This is a genomic window from Rossellomorea vietnamensis NBRC 101237 (genome assembly GCF_001591825.1).
In the GTDB taxonomy this organism is placed as follows: domain Bacteria; phylum Bacillota; class Bacilli; order Bacillales; family Bacillaceae_B; genus Rossellomorea; species Rossellomorea vietnamensis.
The window spans coordinates 50,156-63,518 of the sequence record NZ_BCVQ01000013.1 but is presented as its reverse complement, the minus strand read 5'-3'; the positions used below and the strand labels follow the sequence as shown (position 1 = coordinate 63,518).

At 43.6% G+C, this 13,363-nt stretch carries 12 protein-coding genes; all 12 read right to left on the bottom strand.

Annotated features, from left to right (window positions below; translation table 11 throughout):
• Nucleotides 1-91: 91 nt before the first annotated feature.
• The 12 genes from BVI01S_RS09430 to pnp all read right to left on the bottom strand — a co-directional run bounded on the left by BVI01S_RS09430 (nucleotide 92) and on the right by pnp (nucleotide 13,155).
• Nucleotides 92-298, bottom strand: a complete 207-nt coding sequence (locus tag BVI01S_RS09430) for a YlzJ-like family protein (RefSeq protein WP_034760106.1) — start codon at nucleotides 296-298, stop codon at nucleotides 92-94.
• A complete protein-coding gene (locus BVI01S_RS09425; RefSeq protein ID WP_034760804.1) occupies nucleotides 295-1,029 on the bottom strand; it encodes a ClpP family protease in 735 nt (244 codons plus the stop codon). The genes BVI01S_RS09430 and BVI01S_RS09425 overlap by 4 nt, the downstream gene beginning before the upstream one ends.
• Nucleotides 1,030-1,173: 144 nt before the next feature.
• Entirely contained in the window at nucleotides 1,174-2,841 is a 1,668-nt protein-coding gene (locus BVI01S_RS09420) for a ribonuclease J (protein ID WP_061809978.1), read from the bottom strand.
• A 286-nt stretch (nucleotides 2,842-3,127) separates the two neighbouring features.
• Entirely contained in the window at nucleotides 3,128-4,000 is an 873-nt protein-coding gene (gene dapA / locus BVI01S_RS09415) for a 4-hydroxy-tetrahydrodipicolinate synthase (RefSeq protein ID WP_439951105.1), read from the bottom strand.
• 22 nt (nucleotides 4,001-4,022) lie between these two features.
• Nucleotides 4,023-5,261, bottom strand: a complete 1,239-nt coding sequence (gene dapG, locus BVI01S_RS09410; RefSeq protein ID WP_034760109.1) for an aspartate kinase — start codon at nucleotides 5,259-5,261, stop codon at nucleotides 4,023-4,025.
• An 88-nt stretch (nucleotides 5,262-5,349) separates the two neighbouring features.
• Nucleotides 5,350-6,399, bottom strand: coding sequence for an aspartate-semialdehyde dehydrogenase (gene asd, locus BVI01S_RS09405; protein WP_034760810.1), 1,050 nt, complete (start codon nucleotides 6,397-6,399; stop codon nucleotides 5,350-5,352).
• Between the two features lie 199 nt (nucleotides 6,400-6,598).
• Nucleotides 6,599-7,192, bottom strand: a complete 594-nt coding sequence (gene dpaB / locus BVI01S_RS09400; protein WP_034760111.1) for a dipicolinate synthase subunit B — start codon at nucleotides 7,190-7,192, stop codon at nucleotides 6,599-6,601.
• Nucleotides 7,189-8,091 carry a dipicolinic acid synthetase subunit A gene (dpaA, locus tag BVI01S_RS09395; RefSeq protein ID WP_061809963.1) on the bottom strand — a complete coding sequence of 301 codons (903 nt, stop codon included), beginning with the start codon at nucleotides 8,089-8,091 and terminating at the stop codon, nucleotides 7,189-7,191. Before dpaA ends, dpaB begins: the two co-directional genes overlap by 4 nt.
• A 169-nt stretch (nucleotides 8,092-8,260) precedes the next feature.
• Nucleotides 8,261-8,494: a YlmC/YmxH family sporulation protein gene (locus BVI01S_RS09390; protein ID WP_034760116.1), complete on the bottom strand. Its 234-nt coding sequence runs from the start codon at nucleotides 8,492-8,494 to the stop codon at nucleotides 8,261-8,263.
• 119 nt (nucleotides 8,495-8,613) lie between these two features.
• Nucleotides 8,614-9,855, bottom strand: a complete 1,242-nt coding sequence (locus tag BVI01S_RS09385; protein ID WP_034760119.1) for a M16 family metallopeptidase — start codon at nucleotides 9,853-9,855, stop codon at nucleotides 8,614-8,616.
• Nucleotides 9,856-9,883: 28 nt separating this feature from the next.
• Nucleotides 9,884-10,888, bottom strand: a complete 1,005-nt coding sequence (locus BVI01S_RS09380; protein WP_061809962.1) for a polysaccharide deacetylase family protein — start codon at nucleotides 10,886-10,888, stop codon at nucleotides 9,884-9,886.
• Between the two features lie 143 nt (nucleotides 10,889-11,031).
• The gene (pnp, locus tag BVI01S_RS09375; RefSeq protein ID WP_061809961.1) at nucleotides 11,032-13,155 is read right to left on the bottom strand and encodes a polyribonucleotide nucleotidyltransferase; all 2,124 of its coding nucleotides are present in this window, start codon (nucleotides 13,153-13,155) and stop codon (nucleotides 11,032-11,034) included.
• Nucleotides 13,156-13,363 lie beyond the last annotated feature (208 nt).

The following is a 13,363-nucleotide window of genomic DNA, read 5'->3' as shown; positions in this document are numbered from 1 at the left end:
TGTCAAACCCTTCCCGTGAACTTTTTGTATATACTGTCTTCTGAGTAATATTATAGCATAACCACTATTTCGGGAAAATCCTCTTTCTCACTTAATTGTTTAGATATTCCCCTGGGCAAATTTGATCATTTAAGTAGTGGGCGGGATCACTGCTCATAACCCTGATGATTCGATATTTGTTTTCCTCCTGCTGAACCAGGAGGGGAACGCCCTGATAGTTTATCATCATTTGACCGCTGAATTCACTTCCATCGGTGGGGAACACCAGATCATTGGGAACCATTGTATAGAGAATCATTGAACCAGACCCTCTTGTGAATCTGCCTGCTTCTTCATCTCGATCAATTCATTGATCTTCCTGATTGCCGACCCGATGCCGCCAATTCCATCGATCAATCCGTACTCCACGGCATCGTCCCCGACGACATTCGTACCTATATCCCTTGTGAGGTTCCCTTTCGCAAACATAAGGTCTTTAAAATCCTCTTCCGTGACATTGCTGTGCTTAGTGACAAAGCTGACTACCCGATCCTGCATTTTATCCAGATACTCAAATGTTTGAGGCACACCGATGACTAAACCGGTTAATCTAACGGGGTGGATCGTCATGGTAGCTGTACTTGCAATAAATGAGAAGTCGCAAGATACAGCAATTGGAACCCCGATGCTATGTCCTCCCCCAAGCACGACAGAAACAGTAGGTTTGGATAAAGATGCGATCATTTCGGAAATGGCCAGACCCGCTTCTACATCTCCCCCGACCGTATTCAGAATTACAACCAGCCCCTCGATCTTGGGATTTTGTTCAATGGCGACAAGTTGGGGGATGACATGCTCATACTTTGTTGTTTTATTTTGAGGCGGAAGCTGCATATGTCCTTCTATCTGGCCTACAATGGTGAGGCAGTGAATATTGGAGTCTTGAGAAAGTTGTGGAACATTGGTTTGACCCAGCTGTTGAATCTTTTCCATCAATCCAGACGGTTTGTCTTTCTGATCATCCTGACCTTTATTTGGCTCATCCTGCATATGTTCACGATATTGTTCCATGAAAACATCTCCTTTTCATTCCCATTCTCTTGTTATTATTTTAATATGGGAGTGTTTTCATACTTTATTCTTTGTGTTCAAATAAATATGGGGCTATTTGTTCGAAACAAATAGCCCCATACATTATACTTCCATGATGATCGGTAAAATCATCGGTCTTCTTCGTGTTTTGTTAAATAGGTAATAATTTAATTGATCCCGGATGTCCTGCTTGATTGCTGTCCATTCAAAAGAACCTTTTTGCAGATAGGAATGGACCACATCCGTCACGATTCCGCCTGCCCCTTCGATCAATTCCTCGGACTCCCTCACATATACGAATCCCCTGGAGATGATTTCAGGTCCTGAGACAATAGACTTTGACCTTCTGTTGATGGTGATGACAACCGTAAACACACCGTCTTCCGATAACAGCTTGCGATCACGAAGGACAATATTCCCTACGTCCCCGACACCGATCCCATCGATCAATACATTTCCCGCCTGAACACGGCCGCTCATTCTCATCTTACCATCCTTGTATTGAAGCACATCTCCCTTATCCATGATAAAGATCTGCTTATAAGGCAGTCCGGTATCGTGGGCGAGCTGGGTATGAGCGACGAGCATTTTATATTCACCCTGAATCGGTATGAAGTACTTTGGTTTCATGATATTCAACATGAACTTTAAGTCTTCCTGACTCCCATGACCTGACACATGAACTTTTTTCGACGCGGTCAATACATTTGCCCCGGCTCTATAAAGCATATCGATCGTCCTCCCGACGACCACTTCCATGCCTGGGGAAGGCGTGGCGGTTATGAGGACCGTATCACCTTCTTCAATGTTTACTAGACGATGGGAACGCTTGGACATCCGTTGAAGCGCTTCAAACGGTTCCCCTTGAGTTCCTGTAGCTATGATGAGGACTTCATCTTTAGGATAATCCTCTATTTCGTCCATTCCGATGATCATTTCATCCCGGACATGAAGGTATCCGAGCTTCAAGGCCACATCATAGACTCTCTTTAAACTCTTCCCGACCACAGCCACTTTTCGATTATTCTGCTCAGCTGCATCAAATACCTGCTGAAGTCGAATTAAATTCGAAGCGAAGCATGCTACGATCACTCTCCCTGAGGCTTTCCTCAGGGCGTTCGTGATATGTTGTTCGATTACCGACTCTGATGTTGTAAACCCTGGTCTCTCGGCTTCTTTACTGTCAGACAATAGACAAAGGACACCCTTCTCACCGATTTGCGCCATCTTGCCTAAATCCGGCCGGTAAAGATGCTTTGCCGATTGATCGAACTTGAATTCGCCAGTATGGACGATGACCCCTTCAGATGTATGTATGCAGACCCCGACTGAATCAGGAATACTGTGTGTGGTTTTAAAGAACGTCACATTCACGCCATCAAAAGTAAGATTGCTATCAGAATGAATCGTATAGAACTTCACATCATCCCTGATATGTTCATCCTTCAGACGTGCCTTTACCAGTGCATTCGTCAAGCGTGTTCCATAGACTGGAGCCTTGATCTTGGTTAATACATATGAAATCGCACCAATACTGTCTTCATGTCCATGAGTCAGGAAAATCCCTTTTACCCGCTCTTTATTTTCAATCAAATATTGAATGTCAGGAATGACGACATCGATCCCTAGCATTTCATTTTCGGGAAACATAAGTCCTGCGTCAATCACGAATATTTCATGGTCGACTTCAATCACGTACATGTTCTTGCCTATCTCTCCCACTCCCCCGAGTGGTATCACCTTAATGCTTTCATTCTTTATCTTACTCACCATTATGTCCTCCTATGCTGTTCCTTCCCCGATCTTCAATCAGTTATATTCATTATACTTGATACCATTTTGGTAGTACAACCAATTTTATCCTTCATAATCAGGATTAGGAAAAAGACTGCAAACATTTATTCTACGTTACTATTTCGATACGGTAAGAATAAATCCTTCTTCTTTTGAAGAATTATCTCTTTCAGAGGACAAATGGATTTAGCCCTATTACAAAGAACAAAAGACCGTGAAGGACATAGCTTCACAGTCTTTAGGATATAGCATAAGAGTTAATTTAAGATAAGGCTTCGAGCAAGTGAGAGAGTTTTGCCCTTTCTACTTCTGTCAGTGGGATCAGTGGCAATCTCACAGAGCCAACATCCAGGCCTTTCATCTGGAGGGCCGTTTTTACCGGAGTGGGATTCGGGCTCGTGAACAGGCCTTTCATGATCGGAAGGAGCTTTTGATGCAGTTGTGCTGCCTGGGTGATGTTCCCTCCTAAAAAGGATGAAACCATTTCCTGCATCTCATTTCCGATGACATGGGAAGCCACTGACACGATACCAGCCCCGCCAATGGATAGTACCGGCAGTGTAAGGCCATCATCACCACTGTACAACATAAAATCATCCGTTGTATGGGAAATGATGTCAGTCATGCTGTCCAGATCCCCGCTTGCTTCTTTCACAGCAACGATGTTCTCAATCTTTGAGAGACGAATAATCGTTTCAGGTGAGACATTGACGCTTGACCTGCCCGGAATATTATACAGCATGACAGGTAAGGAGGTTGATTCTGCAATCACCTTGAAATGCTGGTACATCCCTTCCTGACTCGGCTTATTATAATAAGGCGCTACAAGCATGACGGCATCCACGCCTGCTTCCTCCGCCTTCTTAGTAAGTTCGATCGAAGCATGGGTGTTGTTGCTTCCAGTCCCGGCAATGACCGGAATTCTGCCATTCACCACTTTCACGACATGACGGAATAGTGCGACCTTTTCTTCTTTCGTTAAGGTGGGAGACTCCCCGGTAGTGCCTGCTACTACTAATGAATCCGATCCATTCTCGATCAGATAATGGATTAATTGAGTCGTTTTTGTAAAATCAATATTTCCTTTACGGTCAAATGGTGTAACCATCGCCGTAGAAACGCGGCCAAAATTCAATCTAGTCACTCTCCTCGTAAGTTTATCCCACTCTGAATGTAGCATTTCTTTCTTGTAATTGGAATGTATCATGAAGGGCATTGATGGCATTGATCAAATCCATTTCCTTCACCAGTACCCAGATGGTCGTATGACTGTCTGCTGATTGAAGTATGCGGATCCCTTCGTTAGAAAGGGAAGAAACAATGGCAGATGTCACCCCGGGTACCCCCGTCATTCCTGCTCCCACCACTGAGATCTTGGCACACTCCGATTCTATGATCGGGTTATGCCCGATCTTTCTTAAAACCCTGATGGCATCATCCGCTAGCGAAGAACCCACCGTGTACACGACACCTCTCGGGGAAATGTTGATGAAATCAACGCTGATCCCCTCTTTGGCCATGGCTTTGAACACTTCGGCCTGAAGATTGTACTGATCTTCCTTGGCGAATACTTTAATTTGGGTGAGATTGGATACGTGAGCGATCCCTGTGACGGGGTGACTCCTGAACTCTTTATGCGCCTTCGTATTTTCAAGTGTCGTCACAAGAGTTCCTTCTCCATTTGAATAGGTTGAACGAATCCGTATCGGCACATTTGAATTCATGGCAATTTCAACCGCCCTTGGATGAATTACCTTCGCTCCCTGGTATGCCATATTACACACTTCATTATATGAAACCACCGTTATCGGTCTTGCTTTGGAAGAAATACGTGGATCCGCAGTCATGACCCCTTCCACATCTGTAAAAATATCAATGTAGTCCGCTTTTAATGCGACACCAAGAGCAGAGGCGGAGGTATCGCTCCCCCCTCTTCCGATGGTCGTCACATCCCCGTCCTTGGTCGCTCCTTGAAAGCCTGCCACTACGACGGCATCATGATGTTCCAGTTCCCTTACCAACCGGCTGCATTTCATCTCTATAATTTTTGCGTTGTTAAAATCGTTATTTGTCCGGAACCCTGCCTGGGCCCCGGTCAGGGCTGTCGATCTGATTCCATGCTCAAGGAGCATATTGGAAAATACCAGACTCGAAATGATTTCTCCACAGGATAGTAAGAGGTCCTGTTCCCGTTTACTGATTGAAGTGTTTCTGCCACCGATCAAGGACAACAGGGAATCCGTGGCGTAGGGTTCCCCTTTTCTTCCCATTGCTGAGACGACCACCACCACTTTATACCCTTTATCGATTGCTTGCTTCGTGTGGGAGATTGCCTTCAAACGACTTGCTTCATCACGTACAGAAGTTCCACCAAATTTTTGAACGATCACTTTCATGACTACACCTCATTGTCATATTCAAGAGGTATCTGAAAAACGATTAGTGGAAATATGCAGAGTTAATTGCTGATATGATCCCTCTCCGTTACTTGATTAGCCCCAGATTCATTAAACTTTCTGCAATTTGAACAGAGTTCCATGCAGCTCCCTTCAGTAAGTTGTCAGAGACAACCCACATATGGAACCCTCTTTCTTCATCAAGATCTTTGCGGACGCGGCCAACAAATACATCCGGCTTACCTACGGCATGAGCAGGCATTGGATAGATCTGTTCTTCAGGTACGTCTTCCAGGGTTACCCCGGGTGCATCTTGAAGAAGTGCATGGATATCCTTCACCGAAACAGAATCCTTCTCAATTTCAATATATACACTTTCGGAGTGACCTGTTACAACCGGTAATCTGACACATGTCGCTGATACCTTCAGAGAAGGCATATGCATGATCTTTTTCGTTTCATTGATCATTTTCATTTCTTCGTAAGTAAAGCCGTTGTCCTGAAATGTATCAATTTGAGGAATGGCATTGTAAGCAATCTGATAATGCTTTTTGTCGCCTTTTACAGGTAACACACCAGGTTCAAATGATTCACCGGATAAAATGGCCTGTGATTGGGCGTGAAGTTCATCAATGGCAACAGCACCGGCACCTGAAACGGCTTGATAAGTGGATACGATTACTTTCTTCAAGCCATACTGCTTACGGATCGGCTCGAGTGCTGCAACCATTTGAATCGTCGAACAGTTCGGATTGGCAATGATTCCATTGTGAAGCTTCATGTCTTCTTCGTTCACTTCCGGGACGACAAGTGGAACATCCGGATCCATTCGATATGCACTCGTATTGTCGACTACGACTGCCCCGCGTTTTACGGCTTCAGGAGCAAGAAGTTTTGATACACTTCCACCTGCACTAAATAAAGCGATATCGACCCCTTCGAAACTTTCCGGCTTCGCTTCTTCAACCGTCCATTCTTTGCCTTTAAATATGACAGTGGAACCTGCAGAACGTGCTGATGATAGTAATGTCAATTGTTTTATTGGAAAATCCCTTTTTTCTAATGTTTGAAGCATTTGTTGTCCGACGGCACCGGTGGCACCCACAACAGCTACATGAAATCCCGTTGTATTCAAAATCTTCTCTCCTTCCAACCATTCAATATTTTCATAGTACAATAGGTAAGTTAATTTAGTCTATTACTATAATAAAGAATATTTTAACATAAACAATTATTCGACAATAGGATTTTTTATTGATGAATCCGGGTCCGTCTATCTTTACATGCATGAAAAGAAGGTCATCTGAATTTCCCGTGGGGATGACCTTCTTCTTGAATTAATCTAAATATCTTTCGATGACGACGGGTTGTAGCTGATGCCCTTCCATGGCCGCTTCGATCGTTTCTTGAATCAATGTCATCCTGGCAACCATTGACTTTGGTTTACTTTCAGGTGCATCCTGCCCAAACGGAATAAAATAAATATCTTTCGTTGAAATCAATCTCATCAGATTAACACCATTTAACCCCAGAGCATCATTTGTGGAAATTCCGAGTACTACAGGGCGGTGGTTACGCAGTGTTGCTTTGGCTGCCATTAACACAGGGGAATCGGTCATTGCATTGGCAAACTTACTCATAGAATTACCCGTCAACGGGGCAATCACCATGCAATCCAGTGGAATCTTTGGCCCAAGTGGTTCTGCTTTGACGATGGAATCGATCACTTTATGTCCGGTTACGTCTTCGATACGTTTGATCCAGTCTTCTCCCTTACCGAATCTTGTTTCCGTATTCATAACGGTAGATGTCACAATCGGCATGACTTCCGCTCCATTATTCACTAATCTCTCAATTTCCGGGAACACGGCATCATACGTACAATGAGAGCCTGTGAGACCAAACCCTATACGTTTTCCTTTCACACTCATGATGAACTCTCCTTTCCTGAATCAAAATCTTCCTCTAATAATTGACAAAGAACATTCGCCAGGATCTGTCCTGCCGTCTTCGGTGCTACGATCCCTGGGAGCCCAGGGGCTAATAATGCTTTAATCCCGCGCTTTTCTGCATAACGAAAATCTGTACCACCAGGCTTTGAAGCCAAATCGATAATTAATGTATGGGCAGGCATTTTGGCTATGACGCCAGCCTTCACAATGTGAACTGGAATTGTATTAATACAAATATCACAATTCTCAACTTCTTTTTCCAAATTATCCAAATGGAATGGCACTAGCCCCATTTCTGTCACCCTGGCCAAGTGCTCGCTTTTGCGTACCCCGACCTTCACCCTTCCACCTAAATGATGAAAGGTCCTGGCCACGCTCATACCCACTCTTCCAAGACCCAATATCACGATGTCGGATCCGTGGATCGTAAAGTCTGTATGTTGAATAGCCATCATAATCGTTCCCTCTACTGTAGGGATGGAGTTATAGATGGCAACGTCGTCTCTTTCAAACAACTGAACAAGTTTGCGGTTCGTTGAAGACATGATTTGGTCCAAATACGCATTACTAATTCCTGAATAGATCGTACAGTGCTCTGGCGTTTCAGATACAATTTCTTCCGTTAACGTGATTTTCTCATTTGAAAAAATCGTATCGATTTCTCCTTGTAGATTCGTGCCGGGTACAGGTAAGATAATGGCATCCATCACTGAAAAATCCACTTCATCGAGTTTTTCCTTTGTTGCCCCTGTAAAGGCATGATCTAATTGTTCAAAACCTACGAGTGATATTTTGGCATCCAACTCCGTAAGCTTTCGAATAATCTCAAGTTGACGAGCATCTCCGCCTAGAACTGCGATCTGCATTCTGGTCAGCATCACTGATTTCACCTACTTTTTACATAATCGCTATTCTAAATCCCTTTTCACTTCAACAGTGTATGTTGCACCCACGCAATGGGTGAGAATAAAAGCACGTATGGTCCCTTGGAAAGCAGGCAAAATAAAAAACGGGTCAGGACCCGTTTCGTTTTGTTGCAGTATTGAATTAGTCATCGGAGACTTCCAAAATGATCATATCGGCCCCGATGGTCCTGATCTGATGCCAGGGAACCCTGATTTCTCCCCCCTGCTTCCTCAGCCATTTCCCCGTGGGGATGATCAGTGCACTGATGCTGCCTGACTTATCATTAAATTCAAGATCTGTCTGCCCCAGGATGCCAAGCCGCTCTGCCTTTTTATAGTCAACGATTTCCTTCCCGCTCAATTCACTTAACCTCATGATCGTATCCTCCTAAAAATAGCTATGTAGTACAATGTATACACTGTCCACCTTCTTTAGAAGAAAAACTTTACCGTTCCATAAAGAAAAGCAGACCTCCTGAGGTCTGCTTTTCACATTCATTTTTTCATGTTTTGAGGCAGGTTTCCATCCGGGCTGATGAGCGATGAAGCATAGTCATCAGTGAAGATGTCCAATGCCAGACGATTGACTTTATCCATGGTCACCCCATCGATTTCTTCTACGATTTCGTCAAGGGTCCGGTGTCGTTTCAGCAGTAATTCATTCTTTCCGTTCCTGCTCATACGACTATTGGTGCTTTCTAAGCTCAGCATAAGGTTTCCTTTTAACTGCTCTTTGCTGTTTTGCAGTTCTTTAGAGGTGATCCCTTCTGCTTTAAGAGCTTGCAGTGTACTGTCGATGGTATCAAATAATTGATCTAATTGATTGGCCCCCGTTCCCCCATAAATGGTCACCATCCCGCTGTCTTCGTAAGCGGAATGATAGGAAAATACGGAATAGGCAAGTCCTCTCTGTTCCCTTACCTCCTGGAACAGTCGGGAAGACATACTGCCACCCAATACGTTATTCAACACAATCAAATTGTAAATGTCGGGGTGACCGATCTCAAGACCATCGAACCCTAGGCATAAATGTGCCTGTTCCGTATCTTTCTTACGGGCAAGCTTATTGTAATGGAAAGCAGGTTTGATCCTATCTTCCGGCCCTTTTCCACCTTCATATGAACCGAATAACTTTTCAACTTCTTTGATGAATGACTCATCCACATTTCCGGCAACGGATACCACAACTTGATCCGGTGTGTACATATCATGCATGTATTCCTTCAGTTTAGACTGATTAAATGTGTTCAGGGTATCTTCCGTTCCCAGGATTGGATACCCCAGTGGATGCTCTTCATAAATGGCTTTACTGAGTAGATCATGTACAATATCGTCAGGTGTGTCTTCATACATTTTAATTTCCTCATACACCACATTTTTTTCTTTATTCAATTCCTCTTCTACATAAGTGGAATTGAAAAACATATCTGACAGTGTATGTAATGCATAATCTGCATGATTGTCCAATACTTTTGCATAATAGCACGTATATTCCTTTGAAGTAAACGCATTAACCTGTCCGCCTATGCTATCAAAGGACTCAGCTATTTCACGTGCCGTCTTGGTCTTTGTACCTTTAAAAAACATATGCTCAAGAAAATGGGAGATCCCATTATTTTGTTCGGTTTCATTACGTGAGCCGGTACCAATCCAGACCCCTATCGCTACGGATCGAACGTGTGGAATCTCTTCCAGTACGATTCGCAATCCATTTTGGCATGTATATTTCTTAATCAAGAAAGTTCCTCCTATTCATGATGCGAAGTTACTGCTTCTTCTTACTATCTCCTTGTTGTGGCGAATTATCTGCCTTTTCTACGATTCTCTCTTCTTTCACTAAGCTTGAAATCGTACCAAGCCTTAGGTTTTTTTCTTTTATTTGAAGGATCAGCGTGTTCAATGAATTGGCTGTTGAAGCAGTTGGATGCATGAGCACAATCGCTCCTTTGTGCATCTTACCCATTACACGATCAATCAGCACATTGGGTTGTGGTTTTTGCCAATCAATCGTGTCCACACTCCACATGATCGTCCTCATATTCATTTCATCTGCAATATGAACGACTTCATCCCTGTAGCTGCCGCTTGGGGGAGCAAACCATTTTACTTTTTCGCCCGTGGTCACTTCAATCATTTCATTTGTTTTTTTCAATTCTTCTCTTACCTTGGTGGCTTCAAGCACTTTCATATCAGGATGGGAATACGAGTGATTCCCCACCTCATGCCCTGCATCCACAATCATCTTCGCCAAGTCAGGGTTATTCTTCACCCATCTCCCCTCTAGAAAGAACGTAGCATATACCTGATGCTTTTTCAAAGTTGCAAGCATATCAGGGATGTATTCATTCCCCCACGCTACATTGATAATAAAGGACACCATGGGCTTATCAGGATTCCCCCGATAGACGGGAGAGGCAGGTAAATCAGGCAAATGCTTTTCAGGAGGGATTTGTTTGTAGATCAGCTTGTCTTCATCAAACGATTTCCCTTTCTTCATGTTTTGTAAAGACGCCTCTACATCTACTTTCAATCCATTATATCCAGGTGTTGCTTTCCATACGGTATCTATCACAGCATCCTGAGCCGGTATCTCTCTTGATTTGGCTTCCTCTTTTATCATACGGGTGAGGTCGTTTGTGCTGTTTACACCATTCACTACTACCGCCTCTTGTTTTAACCCGTTTACATACTGATCTGATAGAGGATTCTCCACAACTACTAAAGTCAGAATAGCAATTAGACTAATTCCAATCAAGTATTTTTTTTCCATCCCTGTCCACCTTCCTTCTCCTACAAACATATGTAAGAAAAGAACACGGTAGAACATGGGGCATTAAAGCTCATCGAACAGATAAAAAAAGCTGTCCCGGAGGAGAGTTTGCTCCCTACAGGACAGCCTGCCAATCTTAAAGATTAACCCTGGTTTTGTTCTTCCTTTTCGCGCTGTTCCTTAAGAACTGCTTTTCGTGATAAATTGACTCTTCCTTGATTATCGATATCCAGAACCTTTACAAGGATCTCGTCACCGATCGCCACTACATCTTCCACCTTGCGGATGCGTTCTTCTGCAAGTTCAGAGATATGGACAAGTCCATCTTTACCACTGAAGATTTCTACAAATGCACCGAATTTCTCAATTCGTTTCACTTTCCCAAGATACATTTGTCCAGCTTCCACTTCTCTTACGATATCTTCAATCGTTTTCTTAGCCACTTTATTCATCTCTTCATCAGTAGATGAGATGAAGATCGTTCCGTCCTGCTCAATATCAATCTTAACGCCTGTTTCGTCGATGATCTTATTGATCTGCTTACCACTTGGTCCGATGACGTCGCGGATTTTATCAGGATTAATATGCATGGTCAGGATTTTCGGAGCGTATTGGGACAGGCTCGTTCTTGCTTCACCGATTGTCGCTAACATGCTATCAAGAATCTGCATTCTTCCCTTTTTCGCTTGTTGAAGTGCTTCTTCCAGAATTTCACGGGATAACCCATCAATTTTGATATCCATTTGAAGAGCGGTTACACCTTTGGAAGTACCGGCTACTTTAAAGTCCATGTCCCCAAGGTGGTCTTCCATTCCTTGAATATCTGTCAGGATGGAATAGTTTTCACCTGACTTGATGAGACCCATTGCGATCCCTGCTACTGGTGCTTTAATCGGAACACCGGCGTCCATCATCGCGAGGGTACTTGCACAAATGCTTGCCTGAGAAGTTGAACCATTTGATTCGAGTACTTCTGATACAAGTCGGATTGTATAAGGGAAGTCTTTTTCGTTTGGAATAATTGGATCCAGAGCCTTTTCTCCCAGAGCTCCATGTCCGATTTCACGACGGCCCGGTCCTCTGATCGGTCCTGTTTCCCCTACACTGAATTGAGGGAAATTGTAATGATGCATGAATCGTTTAGATTCTTCGATCCCTAAACCATCAAGGACCTGTACATCTCCAAGAGCACCCAATGTACAAATGCTTAATGCCTGGGTTTGTCCGCGTGTGAACAATCCTGAACCATGCGTTCTGGGAAGTAATCCAACCTCTGAAGAAAGTGGACGGATTTCATCGACTTTACGGCCATCCGGACGCACTTTGTCTTCTGTTATGAGACGACGAACTTCATTCTTCACAAGTTTGTCCATTACTTTCTTCACTTGCTTCAGGGTAGCTTCATCCGCTTCCTTCTCTTCTTCATATACAGCCATCACTTTATTCTTTACTGCTTTGATTGCTTCTTCACGGGCATGCTTTTCTTGAACCTGAATGGCAGGAATCAATTCACTTTCACATAAGGAACGAACTTCTGCTTCAACATCTTGATCTAATTCAACAAGTTGAATTTCAGATTTTTCTTTCCCGACTTTAGCGACGATTTCCTCCTGGAAAGCAACCAGACGCTTAATTTCTTCATGACCGAACATGATCGCTTCAAGCATCGTCTCTTCCGGAACCTCATCCGCTCCTGCTTCTACCATATTAATGGCATCTTTCGTACCGGCAACGGATAAATGAATCTCACTCTTCTCCAATTGCTCGACAGAAGGGTTAATGATGAATTCTCCATCAACAAGACCAACGATGACTCCTGCAATCGGACCTTCGAACGGAATATCTGAAACCGACAGCGCTAATGAAGAACCAAACATAGCTGCCATTTCGGATGAACAATTCTGGTCTACACTCATCACAATGCTGATTACTTGAACTTCATTACGGAAACCATCTGCGAACAATGGTCGGATGGGACGATCTATTAAGCGGCTCGCAAGGATGGCTTTCTCACTCGGGCGGCCTTCGCGTTTAATGAATCCTCCAGGGATTTTACCCACTGCATATAATCTCTCTTCATAGTTCACGGTTAATGGGAAGAAATCCAAAGGCTTTGGCTCTTTAGATGCTGTAGCACTGCTAAGTACCGCAGTATCTCCATAACGTACCATTACCGCTCCATTCGCTTGTTTGGCAAATTGGCCAACTTCGACCGTCAATTCTCTTCCGGCCCAATCGATGGAAAAGGTTTGTTTAGTTTGTTCCATAAAGTGTACCCCTCTCTTTATATATCACTAAAAGGTTCGGCCTGTACCCAACCCGGATAAACATAAAAAATTAATCTATATCATGCACAAATGCGCTGTTATATTCGTTTGATTTGAATCCCTGCTGACTATGTAAATACAGGATGTTGTATCAAGGGGGATGCCTGACCCGTTGTACGGTGGGTCTTCTTCCACATTGTATACATAT

Excerpts from the sequence above, each read along its gene's own strand:
- BVI01S_RS09425 (WP_034760804.1), bottom strand. The coding sequence starts at position 1,029 with ATGCAGGATGAGCCAAATAAAGGTCAGGATGATCAGAAAGACAAACCG.
- dapG (WP_034760109.1), bottom strand. The coding sequence starts at position 5,261 with ATGAAAGTGATCGTTCAAAAATTTGGTGGAACTTCTGTACGTGATGAA.
- pnp (WP_061809961.1), bottom strand. The coding sequence starts at position 13,155 with ATGGAACAAACTAAACAAACCTTTTCCATCGATTGGGCCGGAAGAGAA.
- dpaB (WP_034760111.1), bottom strand. The coding sequence starts at position 7,192 with ATGAGTGTGAAAGGAAAACGTATAGGGTTTGGTCTCACAGGCTCTCAT.
- BVI01S_RS09390 (WP_034760116.1), bottom strand. The coding sequence starts at position 8,494 with ATGAGGTTAAGTGAATTGAGCGGGAAGGAAATCGTTGACTATAAAAAG.
- dpaA (WP_061809963.1), bottom strand. The coding sequence starts at position 8,091 with ATGCTGACCAGAATGCAGATCGCAGTTCTAGGCGGAGATGCTCGTCAA.
- BVI01S_RS09380 (WP_061809962.1), bottom strand. The coding sequence starts at position 10,888 with ATGGAAAAAAAATACTTGATTGGAATTAGTCTAATTGCTATTCTGACT.
- BVI01S_RS09430 (WP_034760106.1), bottom strand. The coding sequence starts at position 298 with ATGATTCTCTATACAATGGTTCCCAATGATCTGGTGTTCCCCACCGAT.